General features: G+C 61.8%; 20 protein-coding genes and 1 pseudogene. 14 read left to right on the top strand and 7 right to left on the bottom strand.

All coding sequences use genetic code 11. From position 1 onward, the window contains the following. Window positions 1-200: 200 nt before the first annotated feature. From AC56PL_RS05415 to AC56PL_RS05380, 8 genes and pseudogenes are all read left to right on the top strand, one after another. Entirely contained in the window at window positions 201-1,502 is a 1,302-nt protein-coding gene (locus AC56PL_RS05415; RefSeq protein ID WP_497153192.1) for an acyl-CoA dehydrogenase family protein, read from the top strand. Further along, window positions 1,502-2,515: a phosphotransferase family protein gene (locus AC56PL_RS05410; protein ID WP_497153191.1), complete on the top strand. Its 1,014-nt coding sequence runs from the start codon at window positions 1,502-1,504 to the stop codon at window positions 2,513-2,515. Before AC56PL_RS05415 ends, AC56PL_RS05410 begins: the two co-directional genes overlap by 1 nt. After that, entirely contained in the window at window positions 2,512-3,288 is a 777-nt protein-coding gene (locus AC56PL_RS05405) for an enoyl-CoA hydratase-related protein (RefSeq protein WP_497153190.1), read from the top strand. The genes AC56PL_RS05410 and AC56PL_RS05405 overlap by 4 nt, the downstream gene beginning before the upstream one ends. 510 nt (window positions 3,289-3,798) lie before the next feature. Continuing rightward, window positions 3,799-3,978 (top strand): annotated as a pseudogene (locus AC56PL_RS05400) (ferredoxin); the annotation flags it as partial. A gap of 65 nt (window positions 3,979-4,043) precedes the next feature. Continuing rightward, window positions 4,044-5,393, top strand: coding sequence for a cytochrome P450 (locus tag AC56PL_RS05395; RefSeq protein WP_482135037.1), 1,350 nt, complete (start codon window positions 4,044-4,046; stop codon window positions 5,391-5,393). An 82-nt stretch (window positions 5,394-5,475) separates the two neighbouring features. Continuing rightward, a complete protein-coding gene (locus AC56PL_RS05390; protein ID WP_497153189.1) occupies window positions 5,476-6,744 on the top strand; it encodes an amidohydrolase family protein in 1,269 nt (422 codons plus the stop codon). A gap of 65 nt (window positions 6,745-6,809) precedes the next feature. Further along, the gene (locus AC56PL_RS05385) at window positions 6,810-7,784 is read left to right on the top strand and encodes a zinc-binding dehydrogenase (protein ID WP_495515332.1); all 975 of its coding nucleotides are present in this window, start codon (window positions 6,810-6,812) and stop codon (window positions 7,782-7,784) included. Between the two features lie 107 nt (window positions 7,785-7,891). Next, window positions 7,892-8,674: an enoyl-CoA hydratase/isomerase family protein gene (locus AC56PL_RS05380; protein WP_497153188.1), complete on the top strand. Its 783-nt coding sequence runs from the start codon at window positions 7,892-7,894 to the stop codon at window positions 8,672-8,674. A gap of 67 nt (window positions 8,675-8,741) precedes the next feature. Here AC56PL_RS05380 and AC56PL_RS05375 read toward each other — a convergent pair whose 3' ends face one another. The 3 genes from AC56PL_RS05375 to AC56PL_RS05365 form a co-directional block, all read right to left on the bottom strand. After that, complete coding sequence (locus tag AC56PL_RS05375) at window positions 8,742-9,017, bottom strand: hypothetical protein (RefSeq protein ID WP_482135041.1); 276 nt, start codon at window positions 9,015-9,017, stop codon at window positions 8,742-8,744. 88 nt (window positions 9,018-9,105) lie between these two features. Further along, complete coding sequence (locus tag AC56PL_RS05370) at window positions 9,106-9,867, bottom strand: SDR family oxidoreductase (protein ID WP_482135042.1); 762 nt, start codon at window positions 9,865-9,867, stop codon at window positions 9,106-9,108. A 14-nt stretch (window positions 9,868-9,881) separates the two neighbouring features. After that, window positions 9,882-10,640, bottom strand: a complete 759-nt coding sequence (locus AC56PL_RS05365) for an SDR family NAD(P)-dependent oxidoreductase (protein WP_482137213.1) — start codon at window positions 10,638-10,640, stop codon at window positions 9,882-9,884. A 472-nt stretch (window positions 10,641-11,112) separates the two neighbouring features. On the opposite strand from AC56PL_RS05365, the gene AC56PL_RS05360 reads away from it, so the two are divergent. The 5 genes from AC56PL_RS05360 (at window position 11,113) to AC56PL_RS05340 (ending at window position 17,431) form a co-directional block, all read left to right on the top strand. Continuing rightward, window positions 11,113-12,690: an ABC transporter substrate-binding protein gene (locus AC56PL_RS05360; RefSeq protein WP_482135043.1), complete on the top strand. Its 1,578-nt coding sequence runs from the start codon at window positions 11,113-11,115 to the stop codon at window positions 12,688-12,690. Between the two features lie 192 nt (window positions 12,691-12,882). Then, window positions 12,883-13,674, top strand: coding sequence for an SDR family oxidoreductase (locus tag AC56PL_RS05355; RefSeq protein WP_482143875.1), 792 nt, complete (start codon window positions 12,883-12,885; stop codon window positions 13,672-13,674). A 97-nt stretch (window positions 13,675-13,771) separates the two neighbouring features. Continuing rightward, a complete protein-coding gene (locus AC56PL_RS05350) occupies window positions 13,772-14,707 on the top strand; it encodes a TIGR03619 family F420-dependent LLM class oxidoreductase (protein ID WP_495515331.1) in 936 nt (311 codons plus the stop codon). A 34-nt stretch (window positions 14,708-14,741) separates the two neighbouring features. After that, window positions 14,742-16,229 (top strand): aldehyde dehydrogenase family protein, encoded by a 1,488-nt coding sequence (locus tag AC56PL_RS05345; protein WP_482135046.1) that lies wholly within the window; start codon window positions 14,742-14,744, stop codon window positions 16,227-16,229. Then, window positions 16,226-17,431, top strand: a complete 1,206-nt coding sequence (locus AC56PL_RS05340; protein ID WP_495515330.1) for a CoA transferase — start codon at window positions 16,226-16,228, stop codon at window positions 17,429-17,431. The genes AC56PL_RS05345 and AC56PL_RS05340 overlap by 4 nt, the downstream gene beginning before the upstream one ends. 49 nt (window positions 17,432-17,480) lie before the next feature. Here the strand turns inward: AC56PL_RS05340 and AC56PL_RS05335 are convergent, their stop codons facing one another. The 4 genes from AC56PL_RS05335 to AC56PL_RS05320 all read right to left on the bottom strand — a co-directional run bounded on the left by AC56PL_RS05335 (window position 17,481) and on the right by AC56PL_RS05320 (window position 23,016). Next, on the bottom strand, window positions 17,481-18,215 hold the full coding sequence (locus AC56PL_RS05335) for an alpha/beta fold hydrolase (protein ID WP_482135048.1): 735 nt from the start codon (window positions 18,213-18,215) through the stop codon (window positions 17,481-17,483). Between the two features lie 157 nt (window positions 18,216-18,372). Continuing rightward, window positions 18,373-19,041, bottom strand: a complete 669-nt coding sequence (locus AC56PL_RS05330) for an HNH endonuclease family protein (RefSeq protein ID WP_497153187.1) — start codon at window positions 19,039-19,041, stop codon at window positions 18,373-18,375. 22 nt (window positions 19,042-19,063) lie between these two features. Then, a complete protein-coding gene (gene recG, locus AC56PL_RS05325) occupies window positions 19,064-21,367 on the bottom strand; it encodes an ATP-dependent DNA helicase RecG (RefSeq protein WP_495516053.1) in 2,304 nt (767 codons plus the stop codon). Next, complete coding sequence (locus AC56PL_RS05320) at window positions 21,364-23,016, bottom strand: DAK2 domain-containing protein (protein WP_495516052.1); 1,653 nt, start codon at window positions 23,014-23,016, stop codon at window positions 21,364-21,366. The genes recG and AC56PL_RS05320 overlap by 4 nt, the downstream gene beginning before the upstream one ends. A gap of 238 nt (window positions 23,017-23,254) precedes the next feature. On the opposite strand from AC56PL_RS05320, the gene rpmB reads away from it, so the two are divergent. Then, window positions 23,255-23,446, top strand: a complete 192-nt coding sequence (gene rpmB, locus AC56PL_RS05315; RefSeq protein WP_036517975.1) for a 50S ribosomal protein L28 — start codon at window positions 23,255-23,257, stop codon at window positions 23,444-23,446. Window positions 23,447-23,448 lie beyond the last annotated feature (2 nt).

The following is a 23,448-nucleotide window of genomic DNA, read 5'->3' as shown; positions in this document are numbered from 1 at the left end:
TCGGCTCGGCGCACGAACTTCACGTGAACGCTGCCGACCCCTTGCGAACACACAAATCACAGCAGACCGCCTGGTCCAGACCTTGCCGGTCGCTCCCGCGTGCCCATTTTCTCAATCACCAACGGAACACTCTTCCCAACTATAAGAATTGCATTCCGAACGAGCAGAATGCTATTCTCGCACGGAACGAGGAGGCCTCCATGGCATGGGATTTTGAGACCGACCCGCAGTACCAGGCGAAGCTGGACTGGGCCGATGAATTTGTCCGCGAAGAAGTCGAACCACTCGATCACGCGTGGCCGCATATGCAGTTCGTCCCGCTCGACGGGGGACGTCGCAAGGCGATCGACCCTCTCAAGCAGCAGGTTCGTGATCAGGGTTTGTGGGCGACCCACCTCGGCCCAGACCTGGGCGGTCAGGGCTACGGCCAGCTGCAGCTGGCCCTGCTCAACGAGATCCTGGGCCGTTCGTCGTGGGCGCCGATCGTGTTCGGCTGCCAGGCGCCCGACACGGGCAACGCCGAGATCATCGCCCACTACGGCACGCCGGACCAGAAGACGCAGTACCTGCAGCCGTTGCTCAACGGCGAATGTTTCTCGAGCTACTCGATGACCGAGCCGCAGGCCGGCGCCGATCCGACGCAGTTCAAGACCAGCGCGGTCCGCGACGGCGATCACTGGATCATCAACGGCTACAAGTACTTTTCGTCCAACGCCAAGACCGCGTCGTTCCTCATCGTCATGGTTGTTACCAACCCCGACGTGAGCGCGTACAAGGGCATGTCGATGTTTCTGGTCCCCACCGACACCCCGGGCGTGATCATCGAACGCAACGTCGGACTGTTCGGCGAGCCGATGGATGAAGGCACCCACGCCCTGATCCACTACGACAACGTCCGCGTCCCCGACAGCGCACTGCTCGGCGGTGAAGGTCAGGCGTTCGCGGTGGCGCAAACCCGCCTCGGTGGTGGCCGGATCCACCACGCCATGCGCACGATCGGGTTGGCGCAGAAGGCGATCGACATGATGTGCGAGCGGGTGCTGAGCCGCGAGACCGCCGGCAGCCGGCTGGCCGACAAGCAGTTCATCCAGGGCTACATCGCCGACTCGTACGCCCAGTTGGCACAGTTCCGGTTGTTCGTCCTCAACACGGCCTGGAAGATCGACAAGTACAACGATTACAAGAAGGTCCGTAAAGACATCGCCACCGCCAAGGTGGTCATGCCCACCGTCCTGCACGACATCGCCTGGCGGGCAATGCAAGTACACGGCGCCCTGGGTGTGACCAACGAGATGCCGTTCCTGACCATGGTGCACGGCGCCGCGGTGATGGGCCTGGCCGACGGCCCGACCGAGGTCCACAAGATGACCGTCGCCAAACAGGTCCTGCGCGACTACACCGGCACCGACGACCAGTGGCCCACCGAGTGGATCCCACGCAAACAAGCTGCAGCCAAAGCCAAATACGCCGAATTTCTCGAACTCGAAGTGGGGAACCTCTGATGGACCTGATCAAACTCGCGGACTGGATGGACCAGGCCGGACTCGGCAAAGGTGAACCACTCGAGGCCAAGTTCCTCTCCGGCGGAACGCAGAACGAAATCTACAAGCTCACTCGCGGAGAACATGTTTCGGTGATCCGGATGCCGCCGCCGGCCGCGCCTGCCAACCGCGATGAGGGCATCATGCGCGAATGGCGCATCATCGAGGCCCTCGAGGGCACCGATGTGCCGCACACCGAAGCGATTGCTGCTTGCTCCGACACCTCGGTCCTGGGCCGCTCGTTCTACCTGATGGGTTACGTCGACGGCTGGTCGCCGATGGACAACAAGCAGTGGAAGGAACCCTTCACCTCCGATCCCGAATTGCGAAAAGGGTTGGCCTATCAGCTCGCCGAAGGCATCGCACTGCTCTCGAAGGTCGACTGGCAGGCCCAGGGCCTCGGCGATCTGGGCCGGCCCGACGGCTTCCATGAGCGCCAGGTATCGCGCTGGACCCGGTTCTTCGACCGGATCAAAACCCGTGAACTCGAAGGCATGACCGAGGCCACCGCGTGGCTGAACGCTCACAAGCCGCTCGACTTCATCCCCGGAATCATGCACGGCGACTACCAGTTCGCCAATGTCATGTTCAAGGAAGGCGCCCCGGCCCAGCTCGCCGCGATCGTCGACTGGGAGATGGGAACCGTCGGCGACCCGAAGCTGGACCTGGCCTGGATGGTTCAGGGCTGGCCCGAGGACACCAACGCACCCGAGGCATCGAAGGCGAGCTATGTCGATCTGTCCGGGATGCCCTCGCGCGATGAGATAGTCAACCACTACTCGAAGGTCTCGGGCCGTCAGGTCGACGACCTCGACTACTACCTGGTGCTGGCCAAGTGGAAACTCGCCATCATCCTCGAGCAGGGTTTCCAGCGTGCCGGCGATGACATCAAGTTGCAGGCCTACGGCCCGGTCATCACCAAGCTGATGCGGGAAGCAGCCGAGTTCGCAGCATCGAGCGACTACAAGTCATGATCACCAGGACCGGGACAAGCGCTGACGAACTCATCACAGAGCGGCGCGGGGCTGTCCTGGTCCTGCGTCTGAACCGACCTGAGGCCCGAAATGCGATGACCGGCAGCCTGCTTCGCGGTATCGGCAGCGCCGCGCTCGAGGCAGAAGCCGACCCGGAGATCCGCGCCATCGTCCTGACCGGGACCGGCGACCGCGCCTTCTGTGCCGGAATGGACCTCCGCGACTTCGCCGACGGTGGCAACTTCACCTCCGAAGGCTTCACCCGCCTCGCTGCCGGCGGCCTTTCCGTGCCGGTGATCGGTGCCGCCAACGGCACCGCCATCGGCGGTGGCCTCGAACTGCTCCTCGGCTGCGACATCATCGTCGCGTCGTCCACAGCCGAGTTCGGGCTACCCGAGATCAAGCGCGGCCTCTTCCCCGCCGGCGGCGGGACCTCCCTCGGAACCCGCATCCCGCTGGGTATCGCCTTCGAGATGACAATGACCGGCGACTATTTCACCGCCGACCGGGCATACCAGATCGGCCTGGTCAATGCCGTCGCCGCACCGGAAGACGTGCTGGACAACGCCATTGCCTACGCAGAACGCGTCGCGGCCAACGCTCCTCTGGGCCTGGCAGCCTGCAAAGAGCTCGTCCGACTCTCGGTCTCGGACGCCGCAGCCGCCGAAAAGCGGCTCGCCCAGCAGCGCGAGATCGTCTTCCGCAGCGACGACGCCAAAGAAGGCGCCCTGGCATTCATCGAGAAACGCGAACCGAACTGGCAGGGACGGTAGCACTGCGATGTGTACCGGCGTGCCCGGATAGGAACCGGCAAACAACGAACGCACCTGAGTACATGCGTCCCGTTCCCCGTGCTCCAGACGACATTTGATGACACGCAACGGGTCCGGATCAGCCATGCCCTCCCAGGCATCATCATCGCGAAACCATCGCCCGGAAATCCCTCGTCGTTTCACCAACTCTCTTGCGGTAGAGCATCTCTCGCCGAAAACAATTTGGATCGATTTCTCCGGAAACCTTCACATTCCACCCTTCCAGCGGTATGGTCTTCTCCAGATCAGTGATTTGCGTCACGGGTGCCGCGAATCCTGGCACGTTCCCCACCATCTGAAGACATCGACCACCATGGTCCGACACAGGTTCCCTGCAAGACTGTTGCACTACAACGTTTTTCGTGTGCAGGCCCGCACCGACAGCGTCTACCGCCAGTCAACCGATGAAACCGAACGGGAATCGTAACGGTCTGAAATCGCACCATGATTCAGCTACGAATTGAGGCAATCGTGAAGGTAAAGGTCGACCCAGAACTATGCCAAGGGCACACGTTGTGCGCGATGGCCGCACCGGACGTGTTCGATCTGAGCGATATCGATGGCCATGCGACGGCAATCGACGGTGATGTTCCTGCCGATCTCGAGGAGAGTGTGCGAGAGGCTGTCCGTTCCTGCCCGGAGCAGGCAATCAGCACCTTTTCGGGCGACCCCCAATCCGCAAACGCCGCCGGCAAGACACCAGAGAGGACAGCGCGATGAGCACCGACAACGTTGCAGCACAGACCAATCGCAGGGCACCGGTATTCCAGTTCGACCGGCACGCAGCGGACTATCGCGACAACTTCTCGAAGATCACCGAGGAGATGCAGTCCAAGTGCCCGATGGCCTGGTCTGACACCTACGACGGCCACTGGGTTGCCGCAGGTGCCGAAGAAGTCTTCACCCTCGCCCGATCGGTCGGATTGTCAAACGACAACGACATCAAGGGAGTCCGCCGCGGATACAAGGGGATCATGATCCCGACTGCGATCAGGTCGGCAGGCCGCATCCGTGGCGGCATCCTGGAAATGGATGATCCCGAACATCGCGAATTTCGCGCGATCCTCAACCCCTATCTGTCGCCCGCTGCCATCAAGAAGTGGGTCCCGATCATCGATGAGGTGATCCGAGCCAGCATCGACGAGAAGATCGAAACGGGCAGCATCGATTTCATCGATGATCTGGCGAATATCGTTCCGGCAGTCATCACGCTGGCCATGCTGGGCATCCCGGTTGTGAAGTGGACCGCCTACTGCGAACCTGTGCACGCGGCCATGTACACCCCGCCTGATTCGCCCGACATTCAGCGGATCAGTGCCCTGCACCAAGCCATGGGTGCAGACCTCCTGCTCAATCTCCATGAAATCCGGGAGAACCCGCGGCCCGGGCTCGTCGACGCGATTGTCCGCGCCACCATCAACGGCGAGAAGCCGGACGATGCAGAGCTTCTCGGCGTCATCAGTCTGCTCATTGGCGGAGGGTTCGACACGACCACAGCACTGACGTCCCACTCGATTGAATGGTTGTCACAGAATCCCGACCAACGCGAGATCCTCAGCCGGGAGCGGGACACGATGTTGGACTCGGCGACGGAAGAGTTTTTACGCTTCTTCTGTCCGACACCCGGTGACGGCCGCACCTTCTCCGAAGACGGTGAAATCAACGGCATCGAGTTCAAGGAAGGTGAGCGCCTGTTCCTCTCGTGGGCGATGGCCAACCGGGATCCATCGGTCTTCGACGAGCCCAACAAGGTCGATCTCGAACGTACAGCCAACCGGCACTTGAGTTTCGGACTGGGCGTCCACCGCTGCATCGGGTCGAACCTGGCGCGAACAGTGTTCAAGCGCATGCTCGTGGCAGTGCTCGATCGGATGCCGGACTACCACTGCGACCCAGAAGGCGCCGTGCACTACGACTCCATCGGCATGATCCAGGGCATGCGTCAACTCCCGGCCACCTTCACCCCCGGCCCGCGAATCGGCGCCGGACTCGACGAGACGCTGGTGAAAATTCAACGGATCGTCGACGAGCAGGGGCTCGCCGCACCGATCACGGCACAGAAGTAGGACCGACACAGCTCTAAGTCCACCACCTGAATTGACGAGGTTGCCGACATCTCTGCGCAACCATGGAGAGGATCGATCCCCGATGAACATTGACGACATGGTGATGGTCAGCATCGACGACCACGTGGTCGAACCTGCCGACATCTTCGAAAAGCACTTCCCCAAGCACCTCATGGACCAGGCGCCGAAACTGACCGCCAATCCACGGAACCCGCGGGTCCAGGCCTGGCAGTTCCAGGACAAGGTGGTCGGTAGCTCCGGACTCAACGCCGTCATCTCGTGGCCGAAGGAAGAGTGGGGCATGGACCCCACCGGGTACGCCGAGATGCGGCCGGGCGTCTACGACATGGACCTGCGCGTTCGGGACATGGACGCCAACGGCATCCTCGCCTCCACATTGTTCGCCACCTTCCCCGGCTTCGCCGGCACCCACCTGGCGAGCCTGCCCGACAAGGCCCTGTCGCTGGCGGCCTGCAGGGCGTTCAACGACTGGGTGGTCGGCGAGGTCCCCGACGCCCATCCCGGCCGCTTCATCCCGCTGGGCATCCTCCCCTTCTTCGACATCGACGAGTCGGTCAAAGAGGTCCACCGCCTGGCCGCCATGGGATGCCGGTCGATCAGTATCCCGGAGACGCCCTACGGGTCGGGCTACCCCGACTTCGCGTCCGGCTACTGGGACCCGATCTTCGCCGCATGCGTGGAACACGGAATCGTCCTGAGCCTGCACATCGGTGGCGGCTTCAGCCTGATCCAACGGCCGGAAGGGGCCAACATCGACAGCATGATGGTGTTGACACCGCTGATCTCCACCATCGCCGCAACCGACATAATGCTCAGCGGAGCCTTCCAGAAGTTCCCTGAACTCAAGATTGCCATGAGTGAGGGCGGCATCGGATGGGTCGCACCGTGGCTCGACCGGCTGGAGCGCAATATCGTCAATCAGTCGTGGACCGGATTCACGTTCCTACCCAGGGGTAAAACACCTACCGACGTGTGGCGAGACAACTTCCTCGCCTGCTACATCACCGAGCCCAGTGGTCTCAGCAACCGCAACAAGTTGGGCATCGACACCATCGCCTGGGAGTGCGACTACCCGCACTCGGACTCCACCTGGCCCCGGTCACCGGAGATCCTGAAGGCCGAACTCGACGATTCCGAGTGCTCGGACGACGAGATCAACAAGATCACCCATCAGAATGCCGCGAACTTCTTCGGCTGGGATCCGTTCAAACACATTGCGCGCGAGGACGCCACAGTGGGCGCACTCCGTGCTCGCGCCACCGACGTCGACATCCGCGAGACGTCCAAAGAGGAATACCGCCGCCGCTACGAACTCGCTGCCACGCAGTAGCGGCCACGGCAACAGGCAATTCCCGAACGTCGCGACGCCCCAACCGTCCAGGAAAGTGATTTCATATGCGCGCAGCAATCTGCTCGGACTACGGGACCCCCGAGACCATCACGATCGAAGCACTCCCCTCACCCCCATTGGAGGCAGGGCAGGTACGGATCCGCATCGAGTCCGCAGCCGTCAACTTCTCGGACGTACTACTGGTGGCCAACAAGTATCAGGTCACCGTCCCGACGCCATTCACTCCCGGCAGTGAATTCGCCGGCGTGGTGGCCGAAGTCGCCGACGGAGTCGACTCGGTCGCCGTGGGCGAGCGCGTTGCGGGTACCGGGTTCGTCGGCGCCTTCGCCGAGGAGATCATCATCGCCTCCGACAAGCTCACGCTCCGCCGGATCCCGGACGGTGTAGAGACGCGCGTCGCCGCAGCCTTCGGGGTGGCCCACCGGACGGCGTACCACACGCTCCGATCGGTGGCTCACCTCAAGCCTGGCGACGAATTGATCGTTCTCGGTGCCGGTGGTGGCGTCGGAATCGCAGCCGTTCAGCTCGGCGTTGCACTCGGCGCAACGGTCACCGCAGTCGCGTCGAGCACCCAAAAGCTCGACGTGGCAGCGTCGTACGGCGCAAGCAACCTCATCAACCATCGCACCGACGATCTGCGAACGGCATTGAAGGCTGCGCTCCCCCAAGGTGCCGATATCGTTGCTGATCCGGTGGGTGGCGATCTCTCAGAGCCTGCTCTGCGGGCACTACGCCCGGGCGGTCGCTTCATCACGATAGGGTACGCATCCGGTGTCATTCCGAAGATTCCGCTCAACCTGATATTGGTAAAAGGTGTGCAGGTCAACGGTTTCCAATTCAAAGACATCCCGCCGGAAGAGTTCCGCCGAAATGAGGCCGAGCTCACCGATCTACTCGTCTCCGGGCGTGCGGTCCCGCACATCGGCGCCGAGTTCCCACTCGACAAGACCGCAGACGCTCTCCGGATGGTCGCAGATGGTCAAGCGATTGGAAAAGTGCTCATCGACCTGACTGCCTGACGTCAGTCCACACCAACAACAGTTTCGGGAAGCCCGGGAACGGTGTTCCCGGGCTTCGCCTTTGCGAGATCATCGTTCTCAAAACCAAGAATGGAGTAGGTGTCCCCATGGGAGATGACTTAGGAGCCAACGGTTTACGATTCGAGCGCGACGGTTCCATCGGATGGTGCACCATCGATCGGCCGTCGGCTCGAAACGCATTCACCCCTGCGATGTATTACGGCTTGAAACGAGCGGTTCGCCTCGTCAACTCCGATCGGGACCTGGCCGCGCTGATCATCACCGGAGTCGACGACGTATTTGCACCCGGCGGCGATCTGGGTGGACGCACCGAGCCTGGTGACAACCTGCCGGAGGGCCTTTCGGGCAGCGATGTCGTACCCTTCCTGACCATCCGGGACAGCCGCGCACCAGTGATTTCCGCCGTCAACGGAATCTGTCAGGCCGGCGGACTACTGGTTGCGATGATGTCCGACATCGCCGTCGCCAGCGACCGGGCCACGTTCCGCGTGCCCGAACTGTTGCGCGGAATCCCGGACGCGACCTTCGCCGCCGCTTTGCCCGCACATGTCGGACTCGCGGCAGCACGCGATTTGATATTGTCCGCACGCAAATTCGATGCGGCGGAGGCACTGCGACTCGGGGTGATCTCCAGGGTGGTGCCGCACGAAGACCTGCGGTCGGCCGCACTCCAGGCAGCACGTGAGACATTGCAATCGGCGCCGATCGCACGAGCTCAGGTCAAACGAATGCTCAACGAGCGATACGGGCTGTTCGACTACGAGACGATGTTCGGCGCGCTCGAAACGTCGCAAGAGCCGCGCGAGGGAATGCGAGCATTCATGGAAAAGCGTGATCCGAATTGGATTCCGGCGAACCTGCCGAGCTGACACTAGAAAAGTATTCGAGGCCGTCATCCGGAGATGACGGCCTCGAATACTTTTACCCTCTACCCAATCAACGCGGCTTGGAATACTCCGACTTCACAGCCATGATCCGCATTGTCGGGATCGGTCCATAACTCAGCGAATCCGACATGTTCAACTGCTTCGCCGCCGCCGCGAGATGTACATTTTCCTTCGCCTTGTGGGGATCACCCTCGAGTTCGTAGAGCGTCACCGACGGACCGCCGTCTGGATCCGCCGCCACGAGTCGAGTTCCGGCGACAAACCCGTCAAGCGCCACCACCTCCGGTATGTGGACCTCGTCGTACCATTTGTTGAATTCGTCCAATCGATCAGGATGGGAAGGATGTGATTCAACCAGCAAGTAATGCTTCATGCGAATTCCTGACTGTTAGAAGTGTTGTGAAGAAGCGACTTCAGACCCGTACAACCCAGCCGCCGTCAATGTTGAGAGTGTGGCCGGTCACCCAGTCACTGCCCGACGAAACGAGGTACAGCAGACCCGGATTCAGCTCCTCCGGTTCTCCGAAGGGGAACGGAATTGCGTGTTTGACCATTTCCTTGAGCTCCGGGGGCGATGCGATCGAGCCGGCTTCCGTGTTGACCATGCCCGGCGCGATCGCATTCACCCGAATCCCGAACGGCGCCAACTCCCGCGCCAGTGACACCGTCATGCTCACCAACCCCAGCTTGGTAACGCCATATGCCTGTGCGGCCATGAATGCACCACTCGACGACTGGTTCACGATCTTGCCGTAGCCGCGCTCCTTCATGTACGGCACCACTGCACGACTACAAAGGAGCGGACCGGTGAGATTCACTGCGAGAGTGCGGTTCCAGAGTTCGAGATCCATCATGGTGAGGGACCCTTCACCGACCACCTCTGCCATCAACCCCGCATTGTTCACGAGGATGTCGACCGACCCGAAATGATCGGCCGCGGTGGCCGCCATCTCTTTTGTACTGGCTTCGTCGCTCACATCGACACGAACAGGGAGGACGCGATGGCCTGCCGCGGACAGCTTCTCAGCTGCCGCGGTCGCGGCTTCGAGATTCACGTCAGCCAAAACCACGGCTGCACCCGCCTCGGCGAGCCCCTTCGAATACGTACTGCCAATCCCTCCTCCGGCTCCGGTGACGATGGCCACTTTGCCTTGCAACAGCTGATTATCGGTCATTGATTCCTTCTTCATCAGACTTTTCGGGTGACTCCACCGTCGACACGAATGATCGCCCCTGTGGTGAAACTTGATGCAGCACTGGCCAGATGGAGTGCTAGTGGACCGATCTCTTCCGGTCGTCCCATGCGCCGAAGTGGCACGAACGGCGCATCTTCCCCCTCGGCCGGCGCCCAAGACTTGGAGATATCCGTCCGGAAGGGACCGGGCAGAATGGCGTTGACCCGCACTGTCGGCGCAAATGCATCGGCCAATCCAACTGTCAGGGCATTGAGACCGGCCTTGGCACATGCGTAGGGCAACTCCCTGACGCTGGCGACGAGGGATCCGGCAGTACCGATATTGATGATGGAACCGCCGCCGTTCTCGGCCATGTGGGTTCCGGCGCGGACGGCCAATCTGAAGGGCCCCTTCAGATTAACTCCGAGCGTCTTGTCGTACAAGTCCTCGGTGATGTCATCGAGATTCTTGTAGGGCGGTGACATACCGGCGTTGTTCACCAGCACGTCGAGTCTGCCGAAGTGTTCGAGTGTCCGGTCGATCAGACGCTCACAGTCATCCCAATGTCCGACGTGACACGCAATCGGAAGTACCTTGCGCCCAGTCGATGCCATCACTTCGTCGGCGGCGCGCTCGCATGAGTCGAGCTTCCGGGACGCGATCACGACGTCTGCTCCCGCTTCGGCAAGAATTTGGGCAACCGCTCTACCAATGCCACGGGATCCACCCGTGACGATCGCAACTTTTCCGGCCAGGTCGTGGAGATGTTCCAAAGTGTTCACAGAGGTCAATCATGCCCGATGTGAACACGTTTTGAATAGCCCCTTTTCGGTTTTGAGAACGGAATTTACAACATCGTTCCGCCGGCCTCAGATCCCCGAAGAACCTCGCCGGTGAATTGCGTATACTAGCCATACACAACTCGATTCGGCGTCTTATCGAAACAGTTCTGTCAACGATTTCGATCCGGAATTATCGGACGAAGCAGAAAAGGCCACCTGGTACGCCGAAGTCTCGGAAAGTTTCGACTCCGCTGTTCTTTTTTTTCGAGAGTTGTGTTCTCCTACTAGGGTCACGCGCTTGATTCGGATGGTCGGCGGAGCGCACGGTTCACAGAAGAGAACCGTTGGTTCCCAGGCCCTCCCAACGAATCGTCTGTGTGGAGACTCCGCCTCACCAGTCACACCTCACACTTTTCTCGTCCGTGGTTCCTGTGGTTTCCCAACCTTTCCCGAGAGGTCGATGATGTTCCGATCCAGATACGTTGTTACTGCAGTTGCGGCGGCATGCGCCGCCACGCTGCTCCTGAGCTCTTGCGCCGGCACGGATTCCGAGAATTCTGGCTCCGGATCGGCGGCCGACGTCGGCGATCCGGTGGCGGGCGGAACGCTGCGCACGATTCAGATGGGTGAACCGCGCAGCCTGGACCCGGCCGCCTTGTCGAACACCTGGGCGCATCAGCCGATACTCGGAAACGCCCTCTACGGAACGCTGATGATCAACAATCTCGAGACACTCGAGGTCGAATACAACATGGCAACGGGCTTCGCCACCACCGATGGCGGCAACACTTTCAACCTCACGCTGCAGCCCGGACTCACCTTCACCGACGGCACTCCGCTCGACGCCGCGGCCGTCAAGTTCAACTGGGACCGACTGCGCGACCCCAACCTGGGCTCCACCGCCGTCCGACAGGCGGCACAGGTCAGCAACTCCGAGGTGGTCGACCCCACCACACTGAAAGTGACATTGGCAGCACGCAATCCACATTTCGCGCAGGGCATCTTGACGACCGCGATGAACTGGATCGCCTCGCCGGCGGCTCTGCAGAAGGGTCGGAAGGCCTTCGACGAAAACCCAGTCGGTGCAGGCCCATTCACCCTGACCAGCTGGAGCCGCCAAAACCAGATCGAACTCGAGAAGAATCCCGACTACTGGGATGCACCCAGGCCCTATCTCGACAAGATCAACATCCGCACCGTGGCCGACACCGAGCAGCGTTTCAACGCGATATCGACAGGCGGCACCGATCTCAGCATGGAGGCCAGCTGGTCCACCCTGGACAAGGCCGAAGCCGCCGGAATCTCCACCGAGATCGTGTCCGCCGGTGGCGGTCAGCTCCTCGTCATGAACTCTGCTCGCGCGCCGTTCCAAGATGAACGGGCTCGCCGGGCAGTCGCACTCGCCCTCGATCCGGAAGTGATCAACTCAACCGTCTACTTCGGTACCGGCCAGGTTCCTCAGACACTGTTCCCTGAAGGATCCCCCTATTACGCTGATATCCCACTCAATGAGCAGAACAAAAAAGTTGCCCAGGAGCTGTTCAATGAGCTTGCAGCAGAGGGAAACCCGGTCTCCTTCTCGTTCCTCGCGTACCCCACAACGGAAACGAAAGGGGCCGGCGAATCAGTGCAGGCCCAACTGAGCGAGTTCGACAATGTCAACGTCGAGGTCGAGGTCGGCGACTACGGTGCTGTCACCGCACGGGCCGGCGCCCGCGACTTCGACATGATCGTCTCGTCCGCGGTCACCCAAGATCCGGATTACGCGTTGTGGACCGCCTTCCACGGCGACTCCCCCGGGAACTTCTCCGGCCTCGATGACCCGGAACTCAACGACGCCCTCGATGCCGGTCGCCTTGCTGAAGGGACAGACGAGCGCAAGGCGGCGTACGAAACCGTTCAGGAGCGTCTCACCACATTGGTGCCGGCATCGTGGTACATCAAGGCGGCGCCTTCGGTGATGTACGCCAAAAACGTGCACGGAGTTCAGCTGTACACCCTGGGTTCACCACTGCCCGAAAAGATCTGGATGACAAACTAGCGCCCAACGCGGCACCGACCGCTCGCCACGACATCCAACTCGGTTACTCCCGCGCATTGACACTCGACGTGGGAGTAGCCGAGTTCCGGAGAGCACCACGAAGCCTTCGTGGCGATCGAACAGCATGTCCAATCCATCAGATTCCCAGTAGTTTTCATGACACCGATGGACATCTCGAACGGAGTTCAAAGCATGGATCTATCCTCTGCGCGTCACGCATTCATAACCGGTGGCGCAAGCGGTATCGGCCTCGGAATCGCCGGTGCACTGGCCGATCGCGGCATCTCGATCACCATTGCCGACATCAACCGGAAATCGCTGGAAACGGCTATCGGATCGCGTGGGTCCGGGTTCCAGGGAGTTGCGCTCGACGTACGCGATCGCGCGGCATGGGCGGTGGCCAAGTCCAAATCCGAAGCTGCCTTCGGACCAGTCGACATCCTGGTCAACAACGCTGGAATCGGTTTCAATGGGTGCGATGTGATCGACATGGACCCGGAGACTTTCGACATGCTCATCGCCATCGATCTGACCGGAGTGTTCAACGGCGTCGCAACATTCGGCCCGGACATGCGCGCACGCGGGCGCGCACACATCGTCAACACAGCGTCGGTGATGGGGTTGCTCTCGGGCGCCCCGGGCCGGGGCGCGTACAGCGCGGCGAAGAGCGCTGTCATTGCCTTATCCGAGGCTCTGCGTACCGAAATGGCGCCGCACGGTATCGGGGTATCCGTGCTGTGCCCTGGTTTGGTGGTGTCGAACCTCGATCAGAACACGGCAAGCTTGGGTGGCCATGTCACGGATGTCGGTCACAACAAGGGAACTGGGAACAGCGCCATGGATCCGGCAACAGCGGGCGACCATGTGGCCCGAGGCATAGCGCAGAATCTGCCCTACATCATCACTCACCCGCATTACCTCGACACCATCGAGAGCCGGATGGACACCATACGCACAAGTGCCGAAGCAACAAACCAGCTTTAATGAAGTCGATCCTCCACCAGGACAGCGTGTTTCGAGCCCACAACCGAATCCGGCACAGGCAGCCGCTTCGCCGGTGCCCAGACAGGAAGGTACTGCGATGAACAGCGCTGCCCGCGCGTCACACGACGGCAGCAGGTCCGGTCGGCGAAGCAACGGAACTGACGCTTTCCGGCCTGCGGTCGGACTGCACTACGGTGGCACCGACCAGTCGATGCCTCTTGTCGATCTGGCCCTGGCCGCCGAGGAGCGCGGGTTCGATTCCCTGTTCTTGCCTGAACACTCACACATTCCCAGTGCGCGCCGGTCACCGTTCCCCGGTGGCGGAGAAATGCCGGAGCGTTACTTTCGTTTGTGGGATCCGCTGGTCGGACTCGCGCAGGTGGCCGCGACAACAAATCTCGTCATCGGCACCTGCGTCGCGCTTCCCGGAGGCCATGATCCGATCTCCTATGCCAAGGCGATCGCCACGCTGGATGTGATGTCGGGCGGCCGATTCGTGATGGGTGTCGGGTTTGGTTGGAACAACGACGAATTCGAGGATCACGGCTTCGCTGCGGAGGCCAAGTACGCGGTTGTCACCGAGAAGATCGAACTCATGAAGACGCTCTGGACAGCGGACGAAGCCACTTACGCGGGTGACCATGTTCGGTTGTCGCCGAGCAGGGTGTGGCCCAAACCACTGCAAGACCCGCATCCACCGATACTGCTGGGATCGCGGGCCAGTCCCATCAACTTTCGGCGCATTGCCGAATGGGGCGACGGCTGGATCCCGATGGGTAACGATGTGGTCGACACCCTCGGAACCCAACTCCCCCAGCTGCATTCGGCGTGGAATGGAGCCGGCCGGGACCTCGCGGACCTGCAGGTGGTCGTACTCCAGAAGATCCGGCCGAGCATCGGTGAGATCATCGACCGGCTCGGAGAACTGGGCGTTCACAGAGTACTCATCGACATCCCCACAGCCGGTGCGAGCACCATACTTCCGCTCCTCGACGAGGTCGCAGAAGCGGCTGCAACACAGCTTCGACAGTGATCAACCGAATGCTCGAATCCACCCAGGAGAACGTATGACATCTCAGAACATCTCAGTTCCCGACAACCCTCAGTCGGGCACTCTCGATCGGCGCCTGCTCATCAACGGAGAGCTCGTCACGACCACGCAGACGTTTGCGTCGATCAATCCCGCTACCGGCGAGCTCCTCGGTCACGCGCCGGACGCGGGTGTCGACGAGACCGAACAAGCCATCGCTGCGGCGCGGAAGGCGTTCGAAACCACCAACTGGGCCACCGACGTCGAGTTCCGCATCACGTGCCTCGACCAGCTGCACCGAGCACTGCTCGACAACATCGAGGAATTTCGCGAATTGACGATCGCCGAAGTCGGCGCGTCCCACCTCAGTACGCTCGGTAGCCAGCTCGACACACCTGTCGGGATCGTCCGCTACTACGCCGACCTGCTGCGCACGTACCCGCTGACCGAAGAGCTCGGCGAAGTCGAGATCAAGGGACAGAAGCACAACCGCTGGATCGAGAAAGAAGCCGCCGGCGTCGTTTCGGCGATCATCGCGTACAACTACCCGAACCAGCTTGCGCTGGCCAAGGTGGTTCCTGCGCTCGCTGCCGGATGCACGGTGATCCTCAAGGGAGCTCCGGACACACCGCTCATCACGCTGGCCTTGGGCGAGCTGATCGCCGAGCACACCGATATCCCGGCAGGCGTGGTGAACGTCTTGTCCTCGACTGCGGTGGAGGTGGGTCAGATGATGACCACGCACCCTGATGTCGATGTCGTCACCTTCACCGGGTCCACACCCGTTGGCGCTCAGATCATGGCGGCAGCGAGCGCGAGTCTGAAGAAGGTGTTCTTGGAGCTGGGCGGCAAGTCGGCGCTGATTGTGCTCGAAGACGCAGACTTTGCCACGGTCGCACAATTCGCGGCGTTCACAATCTGTTCCAACGCCGGACAAGGTTGCGCGCTCACCACCCGGCTGCTCGTGCCGCGGGCCCATCACGACGAAATCGTTGCCAGGGTGGCCGGTCTGCTCGAGCATGTGCCCTACGGTGATCCGTCCGATCCGGCGACCTACATGGGCCCGCTCATCAGCGAACGCCAACGGGACAAGGTGGACGCCTTGGTCCAGCGGGCAATCGAGGCCGGCGCGACACTCGTGACCGGTGGCAAGCAGGTCAATCCCGGATACTTCTACACGCCGACACTGCTCGCGAATGTCGACCCGGACAGCGAACTCGCACAGGAAGAGGTCTTCGGCCCTGTCCTCGCAGTCATCCCGTTCGATGACGACGAGCACGCCGTGCAGATTGCCAACAATTCGAAGTACGGACTCTCGGGTGGTGTCTTGGGCGCCGACGACGACCGGGCGATAGCCATCGGCCGCCGGATCCGGACCGGGACCTTCAGCGTCAACGGCGGCAGCTACTTCTCTCCCGATGTTCCTTTCGGCGGCTACAAACAGTCCGGCATCGGCAGAGAGATGGGTACCGCCGGACTGGAAGAATTCCTGCAGATCAAAGCCTTTGCGACGGTGACCAAATGAAGCCACTCGAAGGTTTCCGTGTTCTCGAGGTAGCGATGTACGGCTTCGTTCCTTCAGCGGGCGCAGTGCTCGCCGACTGGGGGGCAGAGGTCATCAAAGTCGAACACGCGGTCACCGGAGATCCGCAGCGTGGCCTTCGTCAGATCGGACCGATGAAGGTCGAGGGTGACCCCAACCCCAATGTCGAACATGCCAATCGAGGTAAGCGCAGCATCGGCCTCGACATGGGCCGACCGGAAGGCAAGGAGGTGCTGAACGAGCTCATCCGCACCTCGGACGTGTTCCTCACCAGTTTCCTACCGCAGGCCCGGGCCAGGTTCGGAATCGACGTGGACGATGTGCGCTCCGTGAACCCGAAGATCGTCTTCGCACGGGGCAGCGCACTGGGCCCGCGAGGTGTGGAGGCAGACAAGGGCGGATACGACATGACCGCCTTCTGGGCCAGAGCCGGTGTCGCCGCCACGCTCACACCTCCAGATATGGAGGGGATGGTCTTTCCGCCGGGGCCCGCGTTCGGAGACACGATCTCGGGCACAAACCTCGCGGGCGGCGTTGCCGCAGCCCTTCTCAAACGTGAACGCACGGGTGCTACGTCCGTCGTCGACGTATCTCTCTTGAGTAGCGGCGTCTGGGCCATGGGACACGGGCTCGCATTGTCGGCACACGTCGGCGAAGCGATGGTTGCTCCTGTGCCCGGTGAGCATGGCGCCCTTACCAATCCACTGTCCGGACTGTACGCCACGGCCGATGGGCGCTACCTGACCTTCGTCATGTTGCAGCCTGCCAAATTCTGGGCCGATGTGTGCCACCATATCGACCGTCCCGATCTCGCGGACGATCCCCGCTTCGCCGACGCCGCGCTGATCGCCGCCAATACCGATGTGGCAGTGACTATTCTTCGTGAAGTCCTCGCCGGCCGAACCCTGGCAGAATGGACGGAGCGTTTCGCCACCTTGGCGGGCCCGTGGGCACCGGTGCAGGATTCGTTGCAGGTGTCCAACGACGCGCAGGTCGTGGCCAATGAATATATGCTGCCGGCGGGCGAACTGACACTGGCCGCCAACCCGGTGCAGTTCGATGTCACTGCACCCGAGCTCGGCCCCGGACCCGAGTTCGCCGCCCACACCGACGAAATTCTCGCCGAGCTGGGCTTCGATTGGGATCGCATCGTCACGCTGAAAATCGCGGGCGGAGTGACCTGACCGCCCGCTCGACGGCGACTTCGGCACGGTCGACGGCGGGCTGCCCCGGTCAGTCGCGGCCCGCCTCGACGATCTTTTCCGCAAGCCGAGCAGGGGCGGTGAACATCAGTTCATGGCTCCCCGGCGTCTGCACGATCCGGCACAGGCCCAACCGGCTGGAGAACCTGGGATGCCATGCGAACTCGCCGTGAGGCATGGCGGTGTCGTCGGTGCAGTTCAAGTAAGAGGCGCGTAGTTGACCGGCCGCGATGAGTTCGTAGAACTTGCTCAGCTCGAGCTTGTCCTCCAGCATCCTGACAGGGGTCGCGCAGATGGTCTCGTAGGCTCGCAACGCGACATCACGATCGGCATCATTCAGGAATGCTTCCCGCCACACATCCCACGGAAGCATAAACATGCCGTCCACCGCGAACGCTTGAGTCATTTCTCCATAATGCGCCGGAGATTCATCGTTGATGCTATTTCCGTCCGCCAGGACGAAAGCGTTCCAATAGACAAGACGTCGAATGCGTTCGGGAATCTGTTCGGCGACCTTCGAGATGATCGTGCCGCCAAAGCTGTGTCCGAGGAGAACAAAATCTGTTAGTTCACGATCATTGATGTACTGCAGCACCGAATCAACGCCATCTGCGTGCGAAGCAGTCGATTTCTCCTCGCCGAAACCGGCGACTGTCGGAGTATGCACCCGATGCCCGGCCTTCTCCAGAAACTCCACCACTGGGGCCCAATGTTTTCCGGTATGCCACGCCCCATGTACCAGCACGAATGTGTACGACTGCGCCATTGTCTTCTCCTGAACGGTTGTTTCCGGAAGAGTAAAGCACATTTCTCTTTTGTTCCAATGAACAATCTGTCGGCGATAGACAATTTCCTACCGATTGCATTCTGCAATTCATCTATAGCAATGCAATAAATCGGCGCCGCCCGATCGCGACACCACGTCAGCAACGACGCAGTGCCGACTTCAACACCGGCACGGACAGGGCATCGAGATACAGCCCGTAGGTCCGCATCACCACCACGAACTGGGCCGCATATTGACAGTGAAATGACTCGTTCTCCGGCATCCACCGCGACGGCTGTTTGTCACTCTTGTCCTGATTCGCGTCGCCATCGACCGCCACCAGATTCGCCGGATCATTGGCAAAGCGTTGCCGCACTCGCGAACTCCAGTTCCGGGCACCCATATCCCAAGCAAAAGACAGCGGGACGATGTGGTCGATCTGAACCTTGGCGCCGGTCCCCTGCCCACGCCGGAAGACCACCCACCGACCGCTGTAGGGGCTACGGAACTCACCTGTGGCCACCGCCCGTGCGCAGCTGGTCAACACTGCGAAGGTCTTGTCCTGAAGATCACGGTCGAGGATGTCGTTGCGGGTGTCGCATCCGTTGCGTGAACCACCCGCATCAGTGTCGTCCGTCCAAGCGGTACCAAAGGCGCTGCGGTCGTAGTCCGGCGCATCCGGCCGGGCGGCGAGTGCCGGAATCAGCGTCAGCTCACCGAGCAGCCGCTGCGCGTCGGGTGAGATGGCGTGCGGGCGGTTGATCGCAATCCCGACACCGGCGACCACAACAGCCGAGGCAGCAAAAACAATCAGTAACGCCCACACCCGGGCCGAGAGTTGCCCTCCGCTAGGACTTGTCCAAAAACGCCAGCCGGACCGGCCCCAGAATCGAATCGACAAGCGCTGCCATCGGTTTGTGCTCGACCAGGGTGAGGTCCGAGCTGACCACCTCGTCGGCCAGGGCCCTCGTGTCATCGATGAGGTCACCGTCGGTGAGGAGCGAGAGGAAGCGGAGCGAGGAGGTCTGACCGGACTGGAGCGAGCCAAGCAGATCACCCTCCCTTCGCTGAGCCAGATCCACGAGCGACAATTCGAACCCGTCGTTGGACGCCGCGACAGCACGCAAACGTTCCATGGCCGGCGACATATCTGCCGCACCGGTCATCAACAGACACAGGCCGGGCAACCCACCACGACCGACACGACCGCGGAGCTGATGCAGCTGGCTCACGCCGAACCGTTCGGCATCGACGATCACCATGGTGGTGGCGTTGGGGACGTCGACACCGACTTCGATCACGGTGGTCGAGACCAGGATGTCGATATTGCCTGCCGTGAAGTCGGCCATCACCTGAGCTTTGTCATCGGCGTGAAGCCGCCCGTGCAGCAATTCGATTCGATACTTGCCCAGTGGACCCGTCGACAACGTGTTGAACATGTCGACCGCTGCGATGGCCGGCTCGCCACCCGCCTCACTCGATTTCTGCGCCGACTTCTGGCCGGCGGCGGTACCGTCATCGCCGATCCGCGCACACACCACATAGACCTGGCGCCCGGCCTGCACTTCCTCGTCGACACGTTCCCACGCCCGCTGTACCCACTTCGGGTTGCCCTTGGGCACCACGCTGGTGGTGATCGGCTGACGACCCCGCGGCAGTTCCCTCAGTGTGGACGTCTCCAGATCACCGAACACGGTCATCGCGACCGTGCGCGGGATCGGGGTCGCGGTCATCACCAACAGATGCGGAACGATGTGGTCGCGGCCCCGCGATCGGAGCGTATCCCGTTGTTCCACACCAAATCTGTGCTGTTCGTCGACGACAACAAACCCCAGGTTGAAGAAGTCGACATGCTCTTGCAACAGGGCGTGGGTGCCGATGAGGATGCCCACCTGGCCGGTGACCGTCTCGAGGAGTGCGGTGCGTTTGGCCGCGGTCTTCATCGAGCCGGTGATGAGAGCGATGCGGGTGGCGCCCTCCTCCCCTTCGAGTTGACCCTCTTTGGCCAATCCACCGAGCATGTTTTCCAGCGTCCGGAAGTGCTGCGCGGCAAGAACTTCGGTAGGTGCGAGCAGCGCGCACTGGTACCCGTTGTCGATCACCCGGAGCATGCTGAGCAATGCCACCAGGGTCTTACCCGATCCGACCTCGCCCTGCAGCAGTCGACTCATCGGCGCGACCTTGGTCAGTCCCTCGGACTCCGGACGTGCCATATCTGCGGTGATCTCGTCGATGACCTCGTTCTGTCCGTCGGTGAGAGTGAACGGAAGACGTTTGAGAAACCGGTCTTCGAGCCCTCCGTCCACGTGGGGGCAGGAGGGCCCTTCCGCTCCGCGATCCACATATCTGCGCTGCGCCAGCGCCAGTTGGAGGGCCAGCGCTTCGTCGAACTTCAGGCGCGCCGATGCCTGGTCGATGTCGTTCTGCCCTTCGGGGATGTGGATCTTGCGCAGCGCCTCGTCGGCACCGATCAGTCCGCGGGCCTTGCGCTCGTCGTCGGGCAAGGAATCCTCGATCGGATCGAGATAACCCAGTACCGCGCGCACGCACTGCCAGATCGTCCAGGCCTGCAGCTTGGCAGTGGCCCGGTACACCGGTATGACGTCGCGCAGGAACTCGGAGAAATCGATTGTACCGTCGACTTTTTCACCGCTACCGGCATCGGTCGCCAATGCCTTCGCGATGCCCTGCATCAGGGCGGAACCCACCGCGTCGTCTGCTTCGATCGACGTACCGTCTTCCGGCAGCTTCAGCCAGTTGGGGTGGGTGAGCTGCAACTCTTTGTTAAAGTACTTCACCTCGCCCGCCATCATCACGCGGGAACCCTTCGGGAGTTTCGACGCGATCCACGGCGAGTTGAAGAACGTCACCGAGATACGGAAATTCCCGTCGAAGACAACAAGTTTGGTCATCTTGCGGCGCGAGTTCCGGATCGGAATGGTTTTGCTGTCCTCGACCCGGGCGACCACCGTCAGACGTTCCCCCGGCTCGGGTTTACGTTCGCCGGACAGATCTCCCTGTTTGACGTAGCGATCCGGCACATACCGCAACAACTCGCCGACGGTGTTCACGTTGATCTGCTCGGCCAGCAGATCGGCAGCCTTCGCTCCCAACACGACATCGAGCGACTCCGACAATGCCACCACTGCTATTCGACTCCCACCTGAAGCAGTTCGCCCACCTGCCCACCAGGAAAGCTCACGAACTCGACTCCGGGGTGCACGGTGTTCACATGATGCTCGAGCTGCTCGAGCACCTCGGGATCGAGATTACGCCCGGCGAGCACACTGACCATCTCACCACCGGTACTCAGCAGGAGATCGATCAAACCGGCAGCCGCGCCGATGATCTCGGGATGGATCACGAGCACGCCATCGCCGATGAGACCCAGGTGGTCGCCGGGTTCGCAGGTTCCGGCAAATGTCAGGGTTCGTTCGGTGGCCGTGACCACGGCGCCAAATCGGGTGGCAGCGGCGGCATCGGCCATCGCGTACGCGTCGTCGTCGGCCAATTCGCCGGGATCATGCACGGCCATCGCCGCCAGGCTCTGCACCATCGAACCGCCGGGCAAGATCACCACAGACCGTTCCCGGGAGCGCGCAGCCGCAGCCACGGCAACCAGGTCCTGGGCCGGTAGCGCTCCGTTACCCATCAAGATCACGTGCGCACTGTCGACGTCGATGATCGCCTTCGCCAGCACCTCGGCATCCAACTCGCCCTCGCCACCGGTGTCGGCCCGGACAACCACGGCTCCTTCTTGCTCGAACAGCTCCGCGGCCTCGTCGCCGGTGACAACCGCGACGACCGCACGCCTGCGACGCGGTGGACGCGAGGCCTTGTCCTCTTGTCCCCGGTGGGCATCGAGCAGGAAACAGCTGATCCTGATGTCACTCACGCGGCCGAGGGCCACGCCCGCTTCGACCGCAGCACCGGGCTGGCAAGTGTGGACGTGGATGGAAAAACGCTCGCCCGCACCGTCGTCGGCACTGTCGCCGACGATCACCACGGCATCGCCGATGTCGCCGAGTTTGGTGCGCAGTGTCGAGATCTGGTCGGCGGCGGCACCGTTGAGCAGGTACATCACCTCGAAGTCCATCTCGTCGTCGCTGTCGCACGACTCTCCGATCTGGTGCCCGATCCAATCCCCACCACCGACCAACGCTCCCTGGTACCGACGGCGCCGAGTCGACACACCGGTCAGCACCTTGACGAGCTCGTCGAAGATCACCAGAAGTCCCCGACCACCGGCATCCACCACTCCGGCCTGGGCCAGGACGTCCAACTGCGTTTGGGTGAGTTCGAGGTCGTCGGCACAACCGTCGGCGATGGCGCGGGCCAGGTCGGCAGGGGTGGCCTCGGCTTGCTCGGCAGCGTTCTCCGCCGACCGGCGCAGCAACGTCAGCACTGTGCCCTCACGAGGTTCGCTCACCGCCCTGGTCGCGGCCAGCGACCCCAGTCTCAGGCCGGCAACCCACAGTTTGTTGAAGGAGACCCGGCCCCCGATGGCATTGATCTCGGCGGCATCGGCCAATCCGACCAGAACCTGCGACAGGATGATTCCGGAGTTACCCCGGGCCTTTGCCACAGCGCCCTCGGCCATGGCCCGGGCAACCGTCGGGGTGTCGGCATCGTCGTCGAGTGCGTCGACGGCCTCAGCGGCCGCTTTCATGGTGTGCAGCATGTTGCTGCCGGTGTCGGAGTCCGGAATCGGGAAGACGTTGAGGTCGTTGATCTCGGCACGCACCAGATCGAGGCTGGTCACGGCACCGTGAATCCAATCCCGCAACACCCCTGGGTCCATTGCAGGGGCCCCGACCGGATCCACCACGTGCCGCACCTCCTTCTTGTGGTCTGACACACAGACTAATCTGAGAGGCTGACACGGTCGTTCGGCGACCACTCTGGCCAGGGGTTTGACCACCATTTGGATCACAGGCCCGGTGACAGCTATCCTTGCAGGGTTGCCCATTGGGCGTCGGCACCCGTGTCGACAACTCTGGGCCGATGACCACCTAATTTCTCATTGAAGGAGTTCGACGATGGCTGCCGTCTGCGACGTATGCGCCAAGGGCCCCGGCTTCGGTAAGTCGGTCTCGCACTCACACCGGCGTACAAACCGGCGCTGGAATCCCAACATCCAGTCCGTGCGTGCGCAGGTTGCCCCCGGAAACCGCAAGCGGATCAATGTTTGCACCTCTTGCCTGAAGGCCGGCAAAGTCGTTCGGGGCTGAGT

This window comes from Williamsia sp. Y721, from assembly GCF_059683565.1.
Note: the sequence above shows the minus strand (reverse complement) of the source record. Positions and strands in the feature narration are given on the sequence as shown.